The sequence below is a fragment of the Bradyrhizobium sp. ORS 86 genome, from assembly GCF_045571475.1.
Taxonomy (GTDB): domain Bacteria; phylum Pseudomonadota; class Alphaproteobacteria; order Rhizobiales; family Xanthobacteraceae; genus Bradyrhizobium.
In genome coordinates, this window is record NZ_CP120699.1 from 480,660 (window position 1) to 502,098 (window position 21,439).

The window sequence follows — 21,439 nt, forward strand, 5'->3', positions numbered from 1 at the left end:
TCGAATCCGCGGCCAGTTGCAACGCCGATTTCGGCCTCCGGACGTGCCGGCCCGCTTGTCCTGAGGTTCCTGGAGGCGGGAGCTGAAGCTGAACTTGACTGCCATGTTCAAGCGATCCAGAAACGGAAACACTGGCGTATGCAAGCAATTTCGAGAGCGATGGGGCCTCCATGACAACCCAGAAGACCAAGACCCCCGATCAACTGCGCAGCGCCCGCTGGTTCGCGCCCGACGATTTGCGTGCCTTCGGCCATCGCTCGCGCGCGATGCAGATGGGCTACGCGCCGGAAGAATGGCGCGATCGGCCCGTGATCGCGATCATCAACACCTGGTCGGACGCGCAGCCCTGCCACATGCACTTCAAGGGCCGGGTCGATGACGTCAAGCGCGGCGTGCTGATGGCCGGCGGATTTCCGATGGAGCTGCCGGCGCTGTCACTGTCGGAATCGCTGTTGAAGCCGACCACGATGCTCTATCGCAACATGCTGGCGATGGATGCCGAGGAGCTGCTGCGCGGCCATCCCGTCGACGGCGTGGTGCTGATGGGCGGCTGCGACAAGACCACGCCGGCGCTGCTGCTCGGGGCCACCAGCATGAACCTGCCCGCGATCTATCTGCCGGCCGGCCCGATGCTGCGCGGCAACTGGAAGGGCAAGACGCTGGGCTCGGGCTCCGATGCCTGGAAATACTGGGACGAGCGCCGCGCCGGCAAGATTTCCGACAGGGATTGGGTCGACATGGAGGCCGGCATCGCCCGCAGCTACGGCACCTGCATGACCATGGGCACGGCCTCGACCATGACCGCGATCGCGGAGGCGATCGGCATGACGCTGCCGGGCGCCTCGTCGATCCCGGCGGCCGATGCCAACCACATCCGCATGAGCTCGGAAGCCGGCCGCCGCATTGTCGAGATGGTGTGGGAGGATCTCACTCCGCAGAAGATTCAGACGCGACGAGCATTCGAGAACGCCATCGCGGTCGCGATGGCGATGGGCTGCTCCACCAACGCCATCATCCATCTGATCGCGCAGGCGCGCCGCGCCGGGCAGGACATCTCCCTCGACGATTTCGAGACCGCGAGCCGAAAGGTGCCCGTGATCGCCAATGTGCGGCCGAGCGGCGACCGCTATCTGATGGAGGATTTCTTCTACGCCGGCGGGCTTCCCGGTCTGATGAGCCGGATCAGGGAGCACCTGCATCTCGACTGCATCACCGTCACGGGCAAGACGCTCGGCGAGAACATCGCCGACGCCGAGGTCTATCATGACGATGTCATCCGCACCGTCGCGAACCCGATCTACCAGGAGGGCGCGCTCGCGGTCCTGAAGGGCAATCTTGCGCCCGACGGTTGCGTGATCAAGCCGAGTGCCTGCGATCCGCGCTTCCTCAAGCACACCGGACCTGCGCTGGTGTTCGACGATTATCCGTCGATTAAGAAGGCGGTCGATGATCCCGATCTCGACGTCACCGCAGACCACGTGTTGATCCTGCGCAATGCCGGTCCGCAGGGCGGCCCGGGCATGCCGGAATGGGGCATGCTGCCGATCCCGACCAAGCTCGTGAAGCAGGGCGTGCGCGACATGGTGCGGCTGTCGGATGCGCGGATGAGCGGCACCAGCTATGGCGCCTGCATCCTGCACGTCTCGCCGGAATCCTATATCGGCGGCCCGCTGGCGCTGGTCAGGAACGGCGACCTCATCACGCTCGACGTCGCCGCGCGCACCATCAATCTCGATGTGCCGGAGGCCGAGCTGGCGAAGCGCCGCGCGGAATGGAAGCAGCCCGAACGGCGCTTCGAGCGCGGCTATGGCTGGATGTTTTCGAAGCACATCAAGCAGGCCAATGAAGGCTGCGATTTCGATTTCCTCGAAACCGGTTTTGGCAAGCCGGTGGGCGAGCCTTCGATTTATTGACTCCGTCGTTCCGGGCGATGCGAAGCATCGAACCCGGAACCTCGAGATTCCGGGTCTGGTCCTTCGGACCATCCCGGAATGACAACCGGGACAAGGCACCATGTCAAAACTCAGCGACACCACCCGCAACAAGCTGAAATCCGTCTCCACAGCCACGGTGGCGACCGCGCTGTTCAAGCGAGGCTTCCGCATCCAGGCCATCCAGGATGTCCACCCCTTGAGCCCCAATCAGCCGACCATGGTCGGCGAAGCCTTCACGCTGCGCTACATGCCGGCGCGCGAAGACCTCAACAGGATCGACGTGTTCCGCGATCGCTCGCATCCGCAGCGCAAGGCAATCGAGGATTGCCCGGCCGGCAGCGTGCTGGTGATGGACAGCCGCAAGGATGCGCGTGCCGCGTCCGCCGGTGCGATCCTGGTGACGCGGCTGATGAAGCGAGGCTGTGCCGGCGTCGTCACCGACGGCGGCTTCCGCGACGCCGCCGAGATCGCCAGGCTCGGCTTCCCGGCGTTCCATCATCGGCCGAGCGCGCCGACCAATCTCACGCTGCATCAGGCGATCGAGATCAATGTGCCGATCGGTTGCGGCGACGCGCCGGTGTTTCCCGGCGACGTGATCCTCGGCGACAGCGACGGCGTCATCGTGATCCCCGCGCATCTCGCCGACGCGATCGCCGATGAAACCTTCGAGATGACCGCATTCGAGGATTTCGTCACCGAGGAAGTCCGCAACGGCCGCGGCATTTTCGGGCTCTATCCCGCAACCGACGAGCAGACGCTGAAGGATTTCGCGGTCTGGCGGAAGGCGAAGGGGAGGTAGGTCTCGCCCGATTCTCCCGTCGTCCTGGCGAAAGCCCATAGGCGTTAAGGTAAGCGGACCATGGTTTGATAGCGTCGGGTTTTCCTCGGCGGCTCGCGAAGATGGCGCTGGAGAATGGGGAGAGATTGGCGGAGACGAGCCATTGCGGGTTGCGGAATGACGGCCTGCAAGAGTGAGACGATGAGCTGACGGAGCAATCGCCAGGCGCCAGGACTGGTCAGGCGGCTTCCGCCAAGCGGGGAGAGTCCTCGAGTTCGTCGACGAGCGGCTCGAGCAATAGAATCATCAGCAGATGAGCAAGGATATGCGATCTGGCGGATCGCTCGTTAGTTCCCGGCGGCCCCTTCAAACCAACCAGGCTCTTCAGCCGCTTGAAGCCCAGCTCGATCCGCCAGCGCAGGCGGTAGAGGGCGAGAATGTCATCCGTGGTGAAGTCATCTGGCGCAAGTGAGGTCACCAGGATGACCCAATCGGCGGCCTGCAGCGTTTTATTGGAGAGCTGATGGCCGCCCTTCTGTGCGGTCCGGCGCGCCTTGCGCCGCGCCTCGGCAGCGGCCTGTTGCGGCTTCTTGACGGCGACCAGACGCATGGCGAGCGGCGTGCCGCGCTTGGGTTTGATCCAGATCGGACAATCGAGGAGGCCTCGTTCCGCCGCCTTGCGCAGTTCGGCGATCAGATTGAATGCACAGCCCTTACCATCGAGCCAGCGTGCGCTCTTCCAACCCGCTCGAATGACGAAGTCTGCGCCGGCCTGGATCAATGTTGCCATGCGCTCCGGCTGCAAATAGGCCCGATCGGCAAGACGGATCTCGCCCGCAACCGCCGGAATCCGGTCGAGCCTCTCGCCGTCCTGTTGATCGGTCAGTTCGAAGTGGCCAAAACGCTCTTGCGGAAGATCGAACGCGCTGTGAATGCGCCACACCTCGTTCTTCTTCCTGCCATTCAACCCCTTCTTCGGCACCGTCGTGGCATCGATGATGCGGATCAGGCGACCTCGGCCGGCCCTCGGAGCTGCGGCAGCGAGTGCCTGCCCGATCAGGAGCGCCAGCCAATCCCCGCACTGGCGCAAGCGGTACAACAGAGCCACGCTCGAAACATCGACAAGACCGACCGACGTCGCCCATGCCGCCGTCAATCGAAATCCCCGTTCACCAAGGCAATACGCCAGGATCAACCGCAGCAAGTCCACGGCATTGCGTATCTCGCGCGGACGCACGAAAGCCTTCGTCTCCCGTGCGGTCCGATCGAGCGCTGCGGCCCCTCCAAGCCGGGTTACGATCCCCGCCCAGTCGCGATCGCCAGTGCTTCATATCTCATGCCATGCTGGAATCACGAACCATCCCGCACCGCAAGCCTAACTTAACGCCTATGGGCGAAAGCCAGGACCCATAACCACAGGAAGAAGTTTGGTGAAGACTGGTCGTGACCCGTTGTAGCGTGGGACGCGCAGGGTGCATCACCGATAGATCACGCGGTATGGGTCCTGGCTTTCGCCAGGACGACGATGGAACCGCGGCAGATCGGGCTACGATGTCCTACACCTCCGTCTTCTCCGCTATCCCCACCGCCCACAGCGCGAATGCGTAGACGATCGCGACTTCGTCGAGGCGGTCGAAGCGGCCGGAGGCACCGCCGTGGCCGGCGCCCATGTTGGTGCGCAGCAGCACCGGGCCGCCGCCCGACATGGTGGCGCGCAGCCGCGCGATCCATTTCGCCGGCTCCCAATAGGTGACGCGGGGATCGGTCAGCCCGCCCATCGCGAGGATCGCGGGATAATGCTTCGCCGCAACATTGTCGTAGGGTGAATAGGACAGGATGGTGCGGAAGTCCTGTTCGCTTGCGATCGGATTGCCCCACTCCGGCCATTCCGGCGGGGTCAGCGGCAGCGTGTCGTCGAGCATGGTGTTGAGTACGTCGACGAACGGCACTTCGGCGACGATGCCGGCGAACAATTCTGCGGCGCGGTTGGCGACCGCGCCCATCAGCATGCCGCCGGCCGAGCCGCCATGGCCGACGATGCGCTTCTCGCCGGTGTAGTTTGCCTCGATCAGCGCGCGTCCGGCGGCGGCGAAATCGTCGAACGTGTTGGGCTTCTTCTCGCGCTTGCCGTCGAGATACCAGCCCCAGCCCTTGTCGGCGCCACCGCGGATATGCGCGATGGCGTAGACGAAACCGCGGTCGACCAGCGACAGCCGGTTGGCGGCAAACGATGCCGGCATCGCCATGCCGTAGGAGCCGTAGCCGTAGAGCAGCAGGGGCGCCTTGCCGTCGCGGACAAAGTCCTTGCGATGCAGGATCGAGACCGGAACCTGCGCGCCGTCATGCGAGGTCGCCATGATACGTGTGGTGACATAGTCGGCCGGGTTGTGGCCGGACGGAATCTCCTGCCGCTTGCGCAGCACCCGCGTCCGCTTCGCCATGTCGTAGTCATAGACCTCCGAAGGCGTCGTCATCGACGAATAGGAGAAACGCAGGTTGGTGGTGTCGAACTCATAGCTGCCCATCGTGTCGAGCGAATAGGCGGCCTCGTCGAAGGCGATCGCGTGCTCTTCGCCGTTCTCGAGATCGCGGATGACGATTGCCGGCAGCGCGTTGGCGCGCTCCAGCCGCACCATGTGGCCGGCATAGAGCTCAACATCGAGCACGTAGACGCCTTCGCGATACGGGATCAGGTCGCGCCAGTTAGCGCGTTCGGGTGCAGCGAGCGGCGCGGTCACCACCTTGAAGTCGATGGCGTCGTCGGCATTGGTGAGGATGTAGAGCTGGTCGCCGCGATCGGCGATCGAATATTGCACGCCTTCCTCGCGCGCAGCGACGAGGCGGGGCGGGGCATCGGGATCGGAAAGATCGATCAGCCGCTGCTCCGAGGTCTCGTGGTCACCGCCGGCGATCACGCAGAACCGGCCGCTTGAGCTTTCATGCAGATGGGTGAACCAGCCTGGATCCTGCTCCTCATAGATCAGCGTATCGTCCGCCTGCGGGGTGCCGAGCCTGTGCCGCCACACCTGCATCGGGCGGTGATTGTCGTCGAGCTTGACGTAGAAGAAGCTCTTCGAATCCTTGGCCCAGACCACGCCGCCATCGGTCTCCTCGACGCAATCGTCGAGATCGGTGCCTTCAGCCCAATCGCGCACGCGGATGGAGAAATACTCCGAGCCCTTGGTGTCGGCGCTCCAGGCGTGCAGTTTGTGATCGTCGGAATGCCGGCTGCCGCCGAACTTGAAATATTTGTGGTCTTTGGCCAGCGCATCGCCGTCGAGCACGACATGCGTGTCGCCCCCATCGCGCGGCATGCGGCAGAACAGTTCATGTTGGCCGCCTTCGCGGAACTTGCGGAAATAGGCGAACGGGCCGTCGGGTGACGGCACGCTGGAATCGTCTTCCTTGATCCGCCCGCGCATCTCCTTGACGAGCCGCTTCTGCAAGCCGCCAGTGTGGCCCAGCAGGGTCTCGGTATAGTTGTTCTCCGCTTCCAGATATTTGCGGATATCGGGATCGAGGATCGAAGGATCGCGCAGCACCTCCTGCCACTTCGGATCCTTGATCCACGCATAGTCGTCCGTCACCGTGATGCCGTGGGTGGTGAAAGTGTGCGGCCGGCGCGGCGCGACGGGCGGGACGTGAACGGCAGTGGTCTTGGTGGCGGATTTGGTCACACGATCCTCATTGTGCAGGGGGCATCGCCTTATATCGGGATGAATGTGGCGATTGCCAGTGCGCGGTGGGCGTTAGTCCGGTAGGGTGGGCAAAGGCGCGGAGCGCCGTGCCCACCATCAAGCGCTGCGCTCGCAATGGTGGGCACGCTTCGCTTTGCCCACCCTACGTGTCACCTCGCAATGACGGAGATGGATGTCGCTACCCGTTCCTCAGCCGTGCGCCAGCATTGCCGCCGGAGATCGGGATCTGGTTCACCGCCAGCACCACAGCGAAGGTGATGATCAGCATCGCGATGCCGAGCACCGCGATCGCGGCGAGGTCGCCGCCTTCGTTAAGGTCGTAGATCAGGACCGACAGCACCTTGGTCTGCGAGGTGAACAGCACGATCGCGGCCGACAGTTCCCGCATCACGCCGATGAAGATGAAGCACCAGGTGGCGATCACGCCGGTGCGCAGCAAAGGCGCGGTGATCTGGCGCAGCGCCTGCAGCCGCGTCGCGCCGAGGATGCGGCTCGCTTCTTCCAACTCGGGATGGATGGTTGCGAACGCGGCCTGCAATTGCTGATAGGCCGACGGCAGGTTGATGGCGAGGAACGCGAGCAGCAGGATCCACAGCGTGCCGTAGAGCACGAAGGGCGGCCGCGTGTAGCTCAAGAACAGGCCGACACCGAGCACGATGCCGGGCACCGCGACCGGCGCGGTGGCAAGAAAGGCGAGCACGCGATGGCCCGCGATCACCCGCCGCGTGGTGACATAGGCGATCACCAGCGCGAGGATGGTGCCGATCGTCGCAGTCGCGGTGCCGAGGATCACGGTGTTCTTCAGCGCAAGCTGGGTCGACGACAGCTCGGTGAAAACGAAGATGATGTTGTGCAGCGTCAGCGTCGACGGCGTCACCAGCGTGGTGGCGTTCGGCGAGAACGCGGCGTTGAGCAATGCGAGATAGGGCAGGAACACCGGGTTGAGCAGCACCACGAGGCAGAAGCCGAGCGCGGCATAGCGCCAGCCGCGCAATTCCACCCGGCGCGGCGCGCCATATTTGCCGCCGACCACCGAATAGCTGCGTCGCCCGAGCAGCGTCTTTTGCCCCTGCAGCAGCATGATGGTCAGCAGCAGCAGCGGCACCGCGGCGGCCGCCGCCAATTCCAGTTTCGGCGGATATTGGAACAGGCTCCAGATCTTGGTCGTCATGGTGTGGAAGCCGGCCGGCAGGGCAAGGATCGCTGGCGAGCCGAACAGCGTCATCGCCTGCAGGAACGCGATCAACGCGCCTGCGACGAGGGCCGGAAGGGCGAGCGGGATCGTCACCCGTCGCGCCGTGATCCAGGCGTTGCCGCCGAGGATCGACGAGGCGTCCTCCAATTCGCCCGGCATGGTGTCGAGCGCATTGGCCACCAGCACGAAGACGAACGGGAAGGTGTAGCAGGAGATCACGAAGATGATCCCGGTCAGCGAATAGATGTTGAACAGTGCGTCTGCGTCTTCGCCTGCGAACAGCCGGTAGAGCTGGTTCAGCAGGCCTGAGTTCGGCGCCGCCAGCAGCTCCCAGGCGATCGCGCCGAGGAACGGTGGCGTCACGAAGGATGCCGTCACTAGCGCGCGGATGATCTGCCTGCCCGGCATATCGGTGCGCGACACCAGCCAACTGATCGGAGCCGCGACCGCGCAGCAGATCAGTGACGACGTGACCGCGATAATCGCGGTCGTCAGCAGCGGATCGAGGAAATCAGGATTGCTGAACAAGGTCGCAAAGTTCGCAAGCGTGAGATGGCGATCCTTGTCGGTGAAAGCGAACACCGCAAGCCACGACAGCGGCAGCAGGATCAACAGCATCAGCACGGCGGCGAACAGCCAGAGGACGGGCCGCGTCCAGTCGATGCGGGGTTTGGCGAGTGAGGTGGGGGTCATGTTGTCCCCGCTTGCCGAGCTGAGCTCCCTCGCCCCGCCCTTCGCGGGGAGAGGGTTGGGGTGAGGGGCAGCCTCCACATGCACGGAATGCGCGGAGATTCCCCCTCATCCAGAACGCATCTGACGATGCGTTCCGGCCTCTCCCCGCACGCGGGGCGAGGCAAAGAAGCGCGCAGGCACTGCCGAGCGCGAGTATGGCCGGGGCCCTTCAGGACAGCGCGTCTGGAAATTTGCTTCCGCATCGCGTCCCTCCGTTTCTTGTTATCGGCTGAGCGCGCGGCAGCGCTCCGGCGGCAGCGTCAGCCAGACCTCGCTGCCCTTGTCGACCGCGGTCTCGGCCGGCGTGGTGACGCGCAGCGACGTGCCGTCCTCCGTCTCCACCATGTAGTCGCGGTTCATGCCGAGATAGACCTGCCGCGTCACAATGGCCTTCACCGTGTTCTGCTGCGCCGCAGGCGCTTGCGTCGAGAGCTGGATCTCATGCTGACGGATCGCGACCGGCGCACTCTGGCCGGCGACGAGCCGTGCGCCGACCACTTGCAGCGTCGTGCCGGCAAACGCGACGTGGCTCTCGTCCCACGCGATGCCCTTGATCACATTGGCCGCGCCGATGAAGCGTGCGACGAACTCGGACTCAGGACGCGCATAGATGTCCTCGGGCGTGCCGAGCTGGTCGATCTTGCCGGCGTTCATCACCGCGATCAGGTCGGCGGTGGTCATCGCCTCCGACTGGTCGTGGGTGACGTAGACCGTGGTGTAGCGATATTCGTCGTGCAGCCGGCGGATTTCGAAGCGCATCTCCTCGCGCAGATTGGCGTCGAGGTTGGACAGCGGCTCGTCGAGCAGCAGGGTCTCGGGACCAACGATCAGTGCGCGCGCCAATGCGACACGCTGCTGCTGGCCGCCGGAGAGCTCGCCGGGATAGCGCTGCGCCAGTGCTTCGAGCTTGGTCGTCGCCAGGATCGCGGCGAGCTTCCTTGTGATCGTCGCGCGATCGACCTTGCGCAGCCGCAGGCCATAGACGATGTTCTCCGCCACCGTCATGTGCGGCCACAGCGCGTAGCTCTGGAAGATCATCGACATGTTGCGCTGCTCGGGCGGCAGGGTGCGCGCCTTGGAGGAGACCACGCGATCGCCGACGCGGATCTCGCCGTCGGACGGCTCGAGGAAACCCGCGATCAGCCGCAGCGTCGTGGTCTTGCCGCAGCCGGACGGCCCGAGCAGGCAAACCAACTGGCCGTGATCGATCGTGAGGGACACATCATCGACCGCGACAAACGAGCCGAACCGCTTGACCAGGCCGCGCAACTCAACCGATGCCAAGCGCTCCCTCCATTCTCGTTATTTCGCAGGGATCAGTGCCCGGCTGTTGCCGGCAGTAAAGCGGAAAACGGCGGTGACGAAAAGTGTTGGTGCCGCATTGGCAATGCGTCGCACGTGTGCAGCCCGTCATCCGCGCGCTCTTGCGCGCGTCTCGAAGGATGCACGGCCCGGATGTCTCTACTTGTCTGTTGCAACAGCGTGGCCGTCGATCCTTCGAGACGGCCGCTTCGCGGCCTCCTCAGGATGACGGGTCAAGCATGTGCGTCCGCGGCGTTGGACCCGCGCCTCGTCCCCTATGCTTTCACGTTCTCGCCGAGCCACTGCACTGCGGCGTCGGTTCCGCCCTTGCCGTGGGGAATCCCGAGCGCGGTGAGCGCGACCTCGACGACGCCGAGCGTGCCGAGGATCATCGGGGCGTTGACGTGGCCCATATGCGCGATGCGGAAGGCTTGTCCGTGCAGGTCGCCGATGCCGGTGCCGAGCACCACGCCGCACTTCTCCTTAGCATAACGCTGGATCGCGGCGGGGTCGGCACCCTTCACGGTCACCGTCGTCACCGTGTTGGAGCGCTCGGCGGGCTCGGCGATGTTGAAGCCGAGCACCTGTCCCTCGCCCCAGACCGCGACTGCGCGGCGCACCGCTTCACCGAGCAGCCGGTGACGCAGATGCGCGTTCTCCAGTCCCTCGGCGTGCAGCATGTTGATTGCCTCGCGCAGCGCGAACAGCAGGTGCACCGGCGCGGTGCCGGCATATTTGCGGTAGTGCTCCGAGCCCTCGCGCTCGGTCCAGTCCCAATAGGGCGTGCGCAAGTTCGCCTTCCTGTGCACCTCCCAGGCGCGGTCGTTGGCCGCGACGAAGCCGAGACCGGGCGGCGTCATCAGCCCCTTCTGCGAGCCGCTCATCGCGACGTCGATGCCCCATTTGTCCATCTCGAACGGCATGCAGCCGAGCGAGGCCACGGTGTCGACCATGAACAGCGCGGGATGGTCCGCGGCCCTGATCGCCTTGCCGATCGCCTCGATGTCGTTATAGGCGCCGGATGCGGTGTCGACCTGCACCGCGAGGATCGCCTTGATGCTGTGCTCCCTGTCGCGCCGCAGCCGCGCCTCGACCTCGGCCGGGCGGATGGCGCGGCGCCAGTCGCCCTTCAGCACCTCGACCTCGGCGCCCATCGCGGCCGCGGCCTGGCCCCAGCCGATCGCGAAGCGGCCGCTCTCCAGCACCAGCACCTTGTCGCCGCGCGACAGCACGTTGGAGAGCGTCGCCTCCCAGGCGCCATGGCCGTTGGAGATGTAAATGTAGGATTTGCCCTTGGTGGCGAACAGCTTCGAGAGATCGCGTAGCAGGCCTTCGGTCAGTTCGACCATCTCGGTGGAGTAGATGTCCAGCGCCGGGCGATGCATCGCCTGCAGCACCTGATCCGGCATCGTGGTGGGCCCGGGGATGGCCAGAAACTCCCGGCCCGCGCGAACGGTCATCTTCTTGGTCCTTATGGGTAAAGCGCGCAAATCAAGCGTGTGAGGGGTCAAGCGGGGAGGATATGCGATCGGGCCCGTGATTGCGAGCATGGCGGAGCAATCCAGGGCTTCAAAAAGTGCGGGACACGGCTGCCTTATTTGCCGATCGCCTCGACGACGGCGTGCCAGACCTGGTCCTTGAATGCGGTCGCGGCCGGGCTTGGGATCTGCTCGACCGCGCCATCATGCTTCTTGCAGGCCTCGACCAGGCGCAGCACCCAGATCTCGCCGTCGGTGTAATAGAGATCGCCGCCGCCATTGCGGCCGGCGAGCGTGGGACCGATCCCGGTGACCTGATATTTCGCGGTGACCATGCCGGCGGCTTCCAGGTCGGTGGCGAGCAGCGCGCGCTCGGCGTCGAGGTCGGGCGCGATGTGATGGGTCACCGCGCCGGTATAGTGGCTGACGCCGACACTGCGGTCCAGTGTCGCGGCGCCGAGCCACACCGGGCGCTTCTCCTCGCCTGAATCGAGCACCTTCCAGAAGCGCACATGGTTGCGGCGGTCCGCGCTCGATCCGACCGGCTTCTCGAAGGCGAGGTCCTCGCGCCGGCCGAGATAGAACAGGTTGCTGACCGGGGCGTCCTTGTACGGGCGATCGAGCAGCACGCTGCCGACGATCTCGATCGAGGACTTCAACGTGATCCGATCGGCCGGGTACCAGCCGGCCTGATGCATCGCGCAGACCACGTCAGTGAGATCGCCGATCAGGCCGACGTTCATGGGATCGCCGGGAATGCCCTGCGCGGTGCGCGTCACCATCGGCAGATCAGCGAGGCCCTTCTGATGCTCGTAGTGCTTCCAGAGCTCCGGCAGCAGCAGATAGGCCGCGATCAGATACGTCGCCACGACGAACAGCAGCGCCATCGCGATGCGCCGGATGCGATGGCGCCTGCGTGCCGCATGCGGATCAGGCTGGATGTCGGTCATGGCGACGCACTGCCGATGCCGCAATCGAACGTCATTCCATGCGTTGTCAGCGTCGCGTCTCGCGGCAGCCGGCGGCCTCGGCGTCCTCGACGGAGCAGAACCAGCGCGTGCCCTTGCTGATCTTCATCTCGATCCGCGCATACCAGCGGCTGGTCGGCTTGTGATAGATGCACTCGCCGGAACGGTTGACGTTGCCCTTGATGGTGCAGTCGGGCGAGGGCGCGACCGGTCCGGAGGCCGACGCGAGCAGGATCGCATGCGCGCTGTCCGGCACCTTCACGGCGCCGAGCACCGGCGTCTTCTTGTTGCGCACGCGCCAGTCCCACGGCGCGATGAAGGCGCCCTGCCACATCCCGGCCTTGGCCTCGCGCGCCGCCTTCTGGTCCGGCTCGTAGTCGTGCGAGACGTGGGTGTTGGCGAGCGCCCAGCCGCTGCCGACCAGCCATTTCTGGATGTCCGCGCCGTCGACCTCGCACCGCGCGATGGTGCGGCCGCGGCGGTCGACCGAGCGGGCGTGGCAGGTCCAGCTCTTGCCGCCGGCATGCTTGATCAGCTCGTCGCGCGCGGCGACGCCACAGGTCCAGCGCTCGCCCTTGGTGTTGAGGCAGAGCTGGTCGGTCGACGGTGCGTCGATGCCGCCGAGCCGGATGCGGACGCTGCCGATCTGGACCTGGTCGCCGTCGCGGATCTTCGGCACGCCGGAGATGTCGGCGGCGTGCGCCAGCGTCGGCAGAGACAACAGCAGGCCAGCGGTGAGCAACGTCTTGAGCATTGGCAATCCCGGCGCGAACTAAAGCCATTTCTAGTGCCCACAGATTGTGCGGGCAATTGGGCAGCGGAGCCAGTGGCGTTGTGTTGCAGGTGATTTCAACTTCGCGTCATTCTCGGTTCTGCAGCCCGGATGGAGCCAACGGGCCGCGCGAACGCGCGCCCGATGATAGACTCCGCGCAATCCGGGACTCGTTCCGCGGAAAGGTGGCCTCGGATTTCGCTGCGCTCCATCCGGGCTACGAAGCATTCGCCATTCGCTTGCGCGCCAGCACCAGAGCCATCAGCACGAAGGCCGACGTCACCTCCGGTCCGCCGACCAGGATGCGCGTCGGCGTCTTCATCTTGTTCCACTCATAGGCCCTGTAGGGGCCGCGGCGACCGCCTTCGCCGAAGGTTTGCACGATGCAGTGCAGCGCCGGCGTGAAGCTTGCGACCTCGGCGTTCAGATGCGCCAGCGCCATTAGCGCCAGCGCGGCGTCGAACGGGTTCATCTCATGGGCGGTCAGTTCGTTCACGACATAGCCGAGCACGCGGGCGCGGATCAGCGCGAACACGTTGCCGGGATCGATGATGCGCTGCGCTGTGAGCGGCAGCGCGATGAAGGCGGCGTAGCAGCGGCCGAAATAGGCCGAATAGAGCTCGGGCAGATAGTAGATGTGCGAGCGCGGATTCCTGAACGCGCCGCTCTCGACCAGCCTCTTCTGGAACGCGATGATGCGATGCACGGTCTGAAGCCGCTCTGGCGTCTCGATGATCTTCCAGCGGGCAAGGTTGCGGAACGAGACCTCGAGGATGTCGAGGTTCAAGGTCGGATCGAGGTCGTTGCCATAGGGCCGGTCGCCATTGAGATTGTCGATCCAGGTGACGACGCCGCCCTCATAGTCGATGTTATCGTTGAGCGGCACGGTGACGCGCGGCTCGTTGGCGCCGGCTCGCACCTGGTAGCCGCGGTAGAAATCGACGAGCGGCTGGGCGAGGATCGGATCGTCGGATCCGGCCTGCGTCGCCGCCGAGAACGAGCACGCCGTGGTGTCGCAGTCCGGCACGTAGATGCCGAAGCCTAGATCCTGCTTGATCTGGGCGAAGAAGCGCGAGAAGCGCGGATGTCGCCCCGGCGCCAGCGCGGTGATCACCTTCACCAAGGAGCCGTCATGCGACGGCACCTCTTCGGCGCTGGTTGTCAGGCAGAACTCCACCATGTCGGCGATCGCGCGCCGCGCGGTATTGGTCTGATCCGATGACGCGAGCCCGCTCCCGATGAAGCCGAGCAGCGCCTCGGTGAAGAACGCATCGTAATAGGCCGAGCGGTGGCGGATCTGCACCGGCTCCCACATCGGCTCGGCGATGCCGCGCCACGGCGGATTGATCAGCGCGCGCGCCGGCGAATGCGCGATGAAAATGCGCGCCAGCGCAAACAGCAGCGTCGAGTTCTTGTAGCCGCGCGCGTTGAGGCCGGTGAGCGCCATCAACATCTCGCGCCCGCCGATGTCGGCATCGCCGAGCAGGTTGAACGCGGCATAGGTCGGGATGAAGCTGTTCTTGGCGAAAGCGCGCAGCAGATGCGCCCCGCACGTGCCGATCACCCGGTCGATCTCGGCCGGTGCCGGCGCGCGGCCCGGCGCTGTGGCGGCCGGCGGCTGCGGGTGGCGCACCTCAATATCGTCCATCAGCTCGGCGACGGGCGCGCCGATCGTGGCCCAATCCGGTGCGGCGTCGTCGCGCGCTGCGATCAGCGCGGCGCGCAGCCGGTCAAGCCGCGCGGCATCCTTCAGCGAAGGGACGCCGGTGCGGCGGAGCAGCGTGCGCAGCGCCGGATTGCCGAGCGCGGTCCGGTAGAATTGTCCGAGATGGGGATCGCCGCCCTGATATCTCAGCAGCAGGGGGTCGCAGACGTCGTACAGCGACGGGCCATCCTTCTTGGCCGTCAGCGCCCGGCAGACCGTTCCCGCGATCCCGTGAAAGCCCATGAAACCCTTTCCCAAGGAACCGGTTAACGCCGTCAGCCCGGACGATGTTTCGGCGGTGCGCCCCAAGATCTCGCAACCCTTTGGGAAGGCTACCTGAATCCGTGGGAAACACAAATGTGATTGAGTCACATAGCGGTTGCTCAAGGCCGTCAAGAGGCGCGGCGGATCGGCCTCATGCGCCAAACAGGTTGCTCCCGGCGGCCGCTCGGGTTAATGGTTTGTTTGTTGCGATGCCGCAAATAGAGTTGAACTCACCGGCACACACGTAAGCAACCCCATTAAACCTGACCGGATCGAACGCGACTAACTGGCGCGGCCATGTTGAGCGCCTTGAGATAACGACTGGGACTAGGAACGCCATGAACCTTAGGCAGCTTCGCATTTCCCGCCGCACCATTGCGGTCGCCGTGGCGCTGGCCGGCACGGTGTCGCTGGCGATCGGCGCCCATGCCGCGCTGAACAAGCGTTCGCTCGACGCCGCCAAGGCCGTCGCCACCGAGCAGGCCACCGGCGTCGTCAATACCGGCGCCTCCCATCTCGCGCTGATCATCGGCAACGGCCACTATCCGGACGCTTCCGCGCCGCTGGCGCAGCCGATCAACGACGCCCGCACGCTGTCGGCCGCGTTGCGTCATGACGGCTTCGATGTCGACGTCGTCGAGGATGCGACGCGCGACGACATGGTCCGCGCGGTCGAGCGGATGAAGGCGAAGATCCGCCCCGGCACCGTCGTGATGCTGTTCTTCGGCGGTTACGGCGTGCAGGTGGGTCGCGAGAGCTACATGATCCCGGTCGACGCCGCGATCTGGAAGGAAGCCGACGTCAAGCGCACGGGCGTCAGCGTCGAGTCCGTGCTCGATGTGATGAACGCGCAGGGCGCCAGCACCAAGCTCGTCGTGCTCGATGCAAGCAGGCGCAATCCGTATGAGCGCCGCTTCCGTGCCTATTCGCACGGCCTCGCCCCGATCAGCCCGCCGGAGAACACGCTGGTCCTGACCTCGGCTGCGCCCGGCAAGGTCGCCGACGATTCCCTGACCGCGAACAGCGTGCTGGTGTCGGAGCTCCTGACCAATCTCAACACCCAGGCCGGCGTCGAGGCCGCCTTCAACAAGACCCGCGCCGCCGTGTCCCGCGTCAGCGAAGGCGAGCAGGTGCCGCAGGTGTCGTCGTCGCTGCTGGAAGACGTCAAGCTCGGCGGGTGATTTAGCGCGCGGCGTGACCCGCGGCCGCATCGTGCTCCCTTCATGGAGCCTTCGTGCGGAGAGGGGTGCCGCTTGCTCCGCTCCACGACTGAAGCGCGCGAACTCCAATCGCGCCTACTTCACCTCCGCCCCCTCGGCTACCGGCCGCACCGGATCGCCCTCGCGCAGCAGCGCGCCGGCGCGGGCGACCACGATCTCACCCTCCTGCACGCCGTCGCGGATCTCGACCTGTCCGGCCGACATCAGCCCGGTCTCCACCCGCCGCGTCTCGACACGGTCGCGCCGTACCACCTGCACCACGGTGCCGGCGGTGGAATAGAGGATCGCGGTCAGCGGCACCGCGACGCCGCAGCTCTGCCCGGTCTTGATCCGCGCGCGGCCGGATGAATTCACCAGCAGCCGCCGGTCGGTGGCAAGCGCGATGAACACCTGGCCGAGCTGGCTGTTCGGCTCGACCGTCGGCGCGACCAGCCGCACCTTGCCGTCGATCTCGCCGGCGCCGAGCACGGCAACCCGCGCGGTCTGATCGGCCTTCACCTTGGTGATGTCGCGGGTCGGCACCATGCCGACCAGATCGTACTCGCTCCTGGTGATGATCGTGAACAGCGCCTCGCCCTTGGCGGACGCCGGCGCGCCGACGATCGCCGTGGAGGCCGAGATCGTGCCAGCAACCGGCGCCGTGACGTTGATCGCATTGGCACCGTCCGTCAGCCGCGCGAGCGGCTGCCCCGCGGTGACGGCATCGCCGGGATCGGCCATCACCTGCGCCACCTTCAGCCCGAACCGTTCAGGCCGAACCTGCCGCTCATCCCGCGCCATCACGACGCCCGAGACCTCGACGATATTGTCGAAGCAGGACTTCGCAGCCTTCAGCACGGTGACGGCAGCGCCTTTTGGCTGAGCATCGGTGTTGTCAGCGGCAAGTGCCGGCTGCGCTACGACCAGGAATAGCGCGGCGGCGGTGAGGGTCGAAGAGCGTGGCGGCATCAGCGGACATTTCCAAAATATGCGCTCCCCTGATTAGCAGACGGAGAGCCGAGCAACCAGCGCAGAGCGCTGCCGCTGTGGCGGTTCGCTTTCGTGTCAGTGTGACGTCTCCTGCATGATCTCGGTCGGTTGCGCGATTATTGTTGCGTATCTCGCAGAACGCTCGCGCCACTCGTGAGTCAATTTTCAGCCTTTCGATTTTCAGAATTCTTCTTGACTCCCAACTCAGCTCTACAACTTCCCCCGTCCCGCCCGGCAAGAGGGGCGTATCGCGATCGTCGCAAACGTGCGGCGGAATGCGATGGACGCTGGCGGCGCGATCGACGAGGCGCCGCGAGCTGGCGGACGGTGAAGTCGTGTGGTTCTGGCGCCCCAGTGGCAGGTGCCCCGTCTGCTTGACGCGAACGCGTCGCGCGCAGGGCGGTGACAAGCTAGCCTAGCTGCCCCGCACAACTCGGGCGCAACGCGCGCCGCGAGACCGCGGGCGCACATCATCGTGCTGTTTGACAATGTTGATCCGCACCAGCCGTCATCGCGGGCCGCCGCGAGTGGCAGTCGCTGAGGCGACGCGGAGCTACCGCACGACGCGTTTGCTCCGCTTGATTGTGTTGGCGGCGGATTGTGCCGGCGCCGGGCCGGTCCTGGCCGCTTCGGCGTCGCGCGCCTCGCGCAAGGCGCGCAGCCGCTGCATGTTCTTGCGCACGGCGAGCGCCTCGCGCTCGACGTCGGCCATCGCGCGCGCACCTTCCTCGGCCGCAATCCGTTGACGGTCGGCTCGCGCGAGGCTCGTGGGTGAAAGTTTCTGTGGCTTCGTGGCCATGGCGATCGAACCTCCAGATGCGCCGAAGTCTGCCCGATCCTCAAGGGATCGGGCAGACTCGATGTCATCCCAGTACATCCGTGGAATGACGATATGGCATGATCCGGAAAGCGTGTTGCGCTTCCGCGCGACAAACGCTGTGCATTCGCGCAGGAAGACCATGCCCAGCCGATGTTCGGTGCTGATTGAATCAGAACCGAAGCTCTCGATTCACGTTTTTGACGCGTTCTCCTGGCGCGAAGCGGCATCCGCTTTGCCCGGAAACGCTGCAGCGCCTTAAACCAGTTGAAGATTCTCGGCGCTGGTCTTGCCACGCATCTTGTCGGTCTTCAGCTCGAACGAGACCTTCTGTCCTTCGGCGAGGCCGGAGAGACCGGCACGCTCGACCGCGCTGATGTGAACGAACACATCCTTGCTGCCGTCGCTCGGCTCGATGAAACCAAAGCCCTTCTGGCCGTTGAACCACTTCACAGTACCTGTCGCCATTTCTCTTCTCCAAACGCGCATATGCGCATGTTTTGCGCAAAGCTGCGCGTCGACGATTCAACTGATGTTCTTTGGAAAAGGGCCGCTTTGACCATTCAACAAGGCACAACGGCTAATCGAATGGTATGAACATACACATCTTTTCCGCGAATACAAGGTGCGGTCCGGTCTAGGTTCCCGCGGCGGCACGATCTCTCTCGTCGCTCCGCAGCCAGGATCGGGTGATTAAAACTGTTCGGTGTGCGGCGCCGTCAGCGATTGAACAGTTGTCGCAAGATGTCGTTCATCGCCGGATTGTTGCCATGCTGGTCACGATCGGGCGGCGATGGTGGCGGTGCAGCGTGATCGGAGCCGCGGCCCTGGGACGAACCTTGGTTCCCGTCTGTGCTGTTGCCCTGGTTCAGGGTGGAGAGGCCTTGCTGCAGCAGCTTGCCGATGGTCTCGCCAAGTTGTCCGCCGAGCGAATTGTCCTGGCTCGCGCCGCTGCCTTGGGCCTTGCCGTCACCGCCAAGCCCGAACAGGCCCTTGCCCATCTCCTTGAGCTTGGCATAGGCCGCCTCGGGGTTGTCGAAGATGCCCTGGATCTCCGGATAGATCCGCGGGTCCGCCCACGGCCCCTCGATCATCACGGGAATGCCGAAGCCGACCGAATTGCCGGCGCGGCCCTGGCCCTCGGTGCTCATCACGAGCTGCGGCTCGACGCGGAAGCCGATCTGCCTGGTGTTGAGGTCGACGGTGCCGGCGCCGGTCATCTTCACCAGCGGACCGACGAGGTCGAGGTCGGTGGTTGTGGCCAGGCCGCGGTCGATCTTGAAGGAGGCCGAGAGCTGGCTGAGATCGGTCGACAGTTCCGCGCTCTCCTGCCAGCCGGACAACGGGCTGGTGGTGAGGTTGCGGATCATCTGCGCGAGGTTGAGGCCGATGATCTTGCCGTCCTGGAAGGCGGCGAGCGCAGTGCCGCCGAGGCCGGCGACGATGGCGCGTTCGCTGGTGCCTTGCGAATGCAGGTCGAACCTGGCCTGCATGCGGCCGTCGAGCTTGTCGAAGCCGGCAAGCGTCTTCAGCACCGGCAGTGCGCGGACGCCATTGAGATCGAGCCGCAGTGCATAGGTGGGCGTGTCGCTGCTGGCGTCGATGGTGAGCTCGCCATTGGCATTGCCGTCATAGGCGCCGAGATTGTCGAGCCGGCCCTTCACGACGCCGCTTGTGAGCGAGGCATCGATCGAAGCCGGCGCGAAGCGGCCGTCGCCGATCATGAGCTCCGCCGCCGAGATACGGGCCTGCGCGTCGACATAGTTGAGCAGCTTGAGGTCGATCGGCGCGTTGCTCCAGGTGTTGGTGCCCGCGGGCTGCGCCTCGGCGTTCGGTTGGCTCGGCGTCGCGGCGATGGAGATTCGGCGAAAATCGAGGTCACACTTCACCAGCGGCTTGTTGCTGGCGAAATCGACCGAGGCCCAGCCGGTGAAGCCGCCGTCGCCGAGCGTGCCGGACACGCCGTTGAACATCAGGACGGTGCCGTTCAGCCGCACCTCGGCATTGGCCTTGAGCGCGGCGGGCAACAGGCCGGGGGCATCGATGTTGAATTCGGTCGGTGCGTTCTGCCGCTGCGTTGGCGGCGCGGCGGCGCGGATCTCGAACTTCACCGGCTTGTCGCGGGCGCGCGCGTTGCCCGAGACGACGATGCTGCGATCGGCGCCGACCGTCACGTCGGCGTTCACCGTCTCGATCCGGTCCTCGACGCGGTCGCGCGGATTGGTGAGCACGATGGTGCCGCCGCTGATGCCGATATGCCTGACCGACAGGGTGCTGGCGTTGCCGGGCGAGGCGGATTGCGCCGGCGGATTGTTGTCGCGGGTGCGCTCGCGCTGCAGCGGCAGGTTGATCACGGGCTTGATGATCACGAGGTCGGTGATCTCGGGCCGGCCCGACCACAGGCTCGACAGCGTCGTCTCGGCCTCGATGCTGTCGGCGGTGAAGCGGTTGTTGACCTCGCGCGGCGTCGGGGCCTGCAGCACGATATCGCGCAGCGCGATGTGGACCGTCGGCCAAAGCACGATCCTGCCGGTGCCATTGATCGCAACCTTGTAGCCGGTCTCGCGCTCGATCCGCTCGGCGATCGCCGACGTCAGGACGCCGGCCGGGATGCCGAACGCCCCGAGCAGCGCGATGATCACGGCGACCGCAGCGATCGCGGCTCCTGCAAGTTTCAGTGCTCTCATATCGTCGTTCCAACCGGGCAAACGGCATCGGGTTCGGTTGCGTCGCGGACGGGCAGGGCCGACCAGTCGAGATTATCCCGGAAACGGCAGTTGGCTCCAACCACGGGAAAAATAATCCGTTACCAGCATGAACTTATGTGACCTCTGACACACTCCATTGAGGGTGAATCTTGCTAACCGGCGTTGCGGGACCGCTGGGATTGATCTGGAAGGCAGTACCATGAGCAAACAGGCCGAATTTGCGGTCATTTTGAGGATGAACCCGATGTTCGCGGATCTCGGCGCGGACGAATTGCAGCGGCTTGCCGGCCTTTGCCACACCCGGCTGCTCGCGATCGGTGAGGTGCTGTTCCAGAAAGGCGATCCCGGCGATGCCCTGTTCGGAGTCCGCAGCGGCCAGATCCGGCTCGAGACCGGCGGCTCTAACGGCAGCCGGCCGACGTTGAGCTTCATGGGATCCGGCGATCTCTTCGGCGAAATCGCCGTGCTCGACGGCCAGGACCGCATCGCGGAGGCGACCGCGGGCGAGCCCAGCGAATTGTTCGTGCTGCGGCGCGAGGATTTCCTCGGCTTCCTCGCGCGGGAGCCGAAGGTCGCGGTGCGGTTGATCGAACTGCTCTCTCAGCGCATCCGCCGGCAGAGCGAGCGGATGGAAGAGTCCGTGCTGCAGCCGCTGCCGGTGCGGCTGGCGCGGCGGCTGTGCGCGCTGGCGGAGGATTTCGGCTCCGAGGTGCACATCTCGCAGGAGCAGCTCGGCATCTTCGTCGGCGCCGCGCGCGAGAGCGTCAACCGGCAGCTCCAGAGCTGGCGCAGGGACGGCATTCTCGACCTGCAGCGCGGCCGCATCCTGTTGCACAACATGCCGAAGCTGACCGCGGTGGCGCGCAACGACTAATCGCCATGGCCCAAAAGATGTGCTT

At 65.3% G+C, this 21,439-nt stretch carries 16 protein-coding genes; 4 read left to right on the plus strand and 12 right to left on the minus strand.

Annotated elements, in window-relative coordinates:
• Positions 1-170 precede the first annotated feature (170 nt).
• Together araD and P6U25_RS02240 are read left to right on the plus strand one after the other, a co-directional pair.
• On the plus strand, positions 171-1,913 hold the full coding sequence (araD, locus tag P6U25_RS02235; RefSeq protein WP_407149817.1) for an L-arabinonate dehydratase: 1,743 nt from the start codon (positions 171-173) through the stop codon (positions 1,911-1,913).
• Between the two features lie 100 nt (positions 1,914-2,013).
• Complete coding sequence (locus tag P6U25_RS02240) at positions 2,014-2,733, plus strand: ribonuclease activity regulator RraA (RefSeq protein ID WP_407149818.1); 720 nt, start codon at positions 2,014-2,016, stop codon at positions 2,731-2,733.
• 217 nt (positions 2,734-2,950) lie between these two features.
• Here P6U25_RS02240 and P6U25_RS02245 read toward each other — a convergent pair whose 3' ends face one another.
• From P6U25_RS02245 to P6U25_RS02280, 8 genes are all read right to left on the minus strand, one after another.
• Positions 2,951-3,922 carry a transposase gene (locus tag P6U25_RS02245; RefSeq protein WP_407146425.1) on the minus strand — a complete coding sequence of 324 codons (972 nt, stop codon included), beginning with the start codon at positions 3,920-3,922 and terminating at the stop codon, positions 2,951-2,953.
• Positions 3,923-4,268: 346 nt separating this feature from the next.
• Positions 4,269-6,389 carry a S9 family peptidase gene (locus P6U25_RS02250; protein ID WP_407149819.1) on the minus strand — a complete coding sequence of 707 codons (2,121 nt, stop codon included), beginning with the start codon at positions 6,387-6,389 and terminating at the stop codon, positions 4,269-4,271.
• A gap of 199 nt (positions 6,390-6,588) precedes the next feature.
• A complete protein-coding gene (locus P6U25_RS02255; RefSeq protein ID WP_407149820.1) occupies positions 6,589-8,298 on the minus strand; it encodes an ABC transporter permease in 1,710 nt (569 codons plus the stop codon).
• 261 nt (positions 8,299-8,559) lie between these two features.
• Complete coding sequence (locus P6U25_RS02260) at positions 8,560-9,621, minus strand: ABC transporter ATP-binding protein (RefSeq protein WP_407149821.1); 1,062 nt, start codon at positions 9,619-9,621, stop codon at positions 8,560-8,562.
• A gap of 293 nt (positions 9,622-9,914) precedes the next feature.
• Positions 9,915-11,099, minus strand: a complete 1,185-nt coding sequence (locus tag P6U25_RS02265; RefSeq protein WP_407149822.1) for a pyridoxal-phosphate-dependent aminotransferase family protein — start codon at positions 11,097-11,099, stop codon at positions 9,915-9,917.
• A 134-nt stretch (positions 11,100-11,233) separates the two neighbouring features.
• A complete protein-coding gene (locus P6U25_RS02270) occupies positions 11,234-12,067 on the minus strand; it encodes an LssY C-terminal domain-containing protein (protein ID WP_407149823.1) in 834 nt (277 codons plus the stop codon).
• 46 nt (positions 12,068-12,113) lie between these two features.
• Positions 12,114-12,839, minus strand: a complete 726-nt coding sequence (locus P6U25_RS02275; RefSeq protein ID WP_407149824.1) for a thermonuclease family protein — start codon at positions 12,837-12,839, stop codon at positions 12,114-12,116.
• A gap of 235 nt (positions 12,840-13,074) precedes the next feature.
• Positions 13,075-14,805 (minus strand): hypothetical protein, encoded by a 1,731-nt coding sequence (locus tag P6U25_RS02280; RefSeq protein WP_407149825.1) that lies wholly within the window; start codon positions 14,803-14,805, stop codon positions 13,075-13,077.
• A gap of 359 nt (positions 14,806-15,164) precedes the next feature.
• Between P6U25_RS02280 and P6U25_RS02285 the strand changes: the two genes are divergently transcribed.
• Positions 15,165-16,007 carry a caspase domain-containing protein gene (locus P6U25_RS02285; protein ID WP_407149826.1) on the plus strand — a complete coding sequence of 281 codons (843 nt, stop codon included), beginning with the start codon at positions 15,165-15,167 and terminating at the stop codon, positions 16,005-16,007.
• A gap of 114 nt (positions 16,008-16,121) precedes the next feature.
• Here P6U25_RS02285 and P6U25_RS02290 read toward each other — a convergent pair whose 3' ends face one another.
• The 4 genes from P6U25_RS02290 to P6U25_RS02305 form a co-directional block, all read right to left on the minus strand.
• Positions 16,122-16,994: an efflux RND transporter periplasmic adaptor subunit gene (locus P6U25_RS02290; protein WP_407149827.1), complete on the minus strand. Its 873-nt coding sequence runs from the start codon at positions 16,992-16,994 to the stop codon at positions 16,122-16,124.
• A 574-nt stretch (positions 16,995-17,568) separates the two neighbouring features.
• Complete coding sequence (locus P6U25_RS02295; protein WP_407149828.1) at positions 17,569-17,976, minus strand: hypothetical protein; 408 nt, start codon at positions 17,974-17,976, stop codon at positions 17,569-17,571.
• Between the two features lie 114 nt (positions 17,977-18,090).
• Positions 18,091-18,300, minus strand: coding sequence for a cold-shock protein (locus P6U25_RS02300; RefSeq protein ID WP_407149829.1), 210 nt, complete (start codon positions 18,298-18,300; stop codon positions 18,091-18,093).
• Positions 18,301-18,551: 251 nt separating this feature from the next.
• Entirely contained in the window at positions 18,552-20,519 is a 1,968-nt protein-coding gene (locus P6U25_RS02305; RefSeq protein WP_407149830.1) for an AsmA family protein, read from the minus strand.
• A gap of 220 nt (positions 20,520-20,739) precedes the next feature.
• Here P6U25_RS02305 and P6U25_RS02310 point away from each other — a divergent pair, with 220 nt between their 5' ends.
• On the plus strand, positions 20,740-21,414 hold the full coding sequence (locus tag P6U25_RS02310; protein ID WP_407149831.1) for a Crp/Fnr family transcriptional regulator: 675 nt from the start codon (positions 20,740-20,742) through the stop codon (positions 21,412-21,414).
• Positions 21,415-21,439 lie beyond the last annotated feature (25 nt).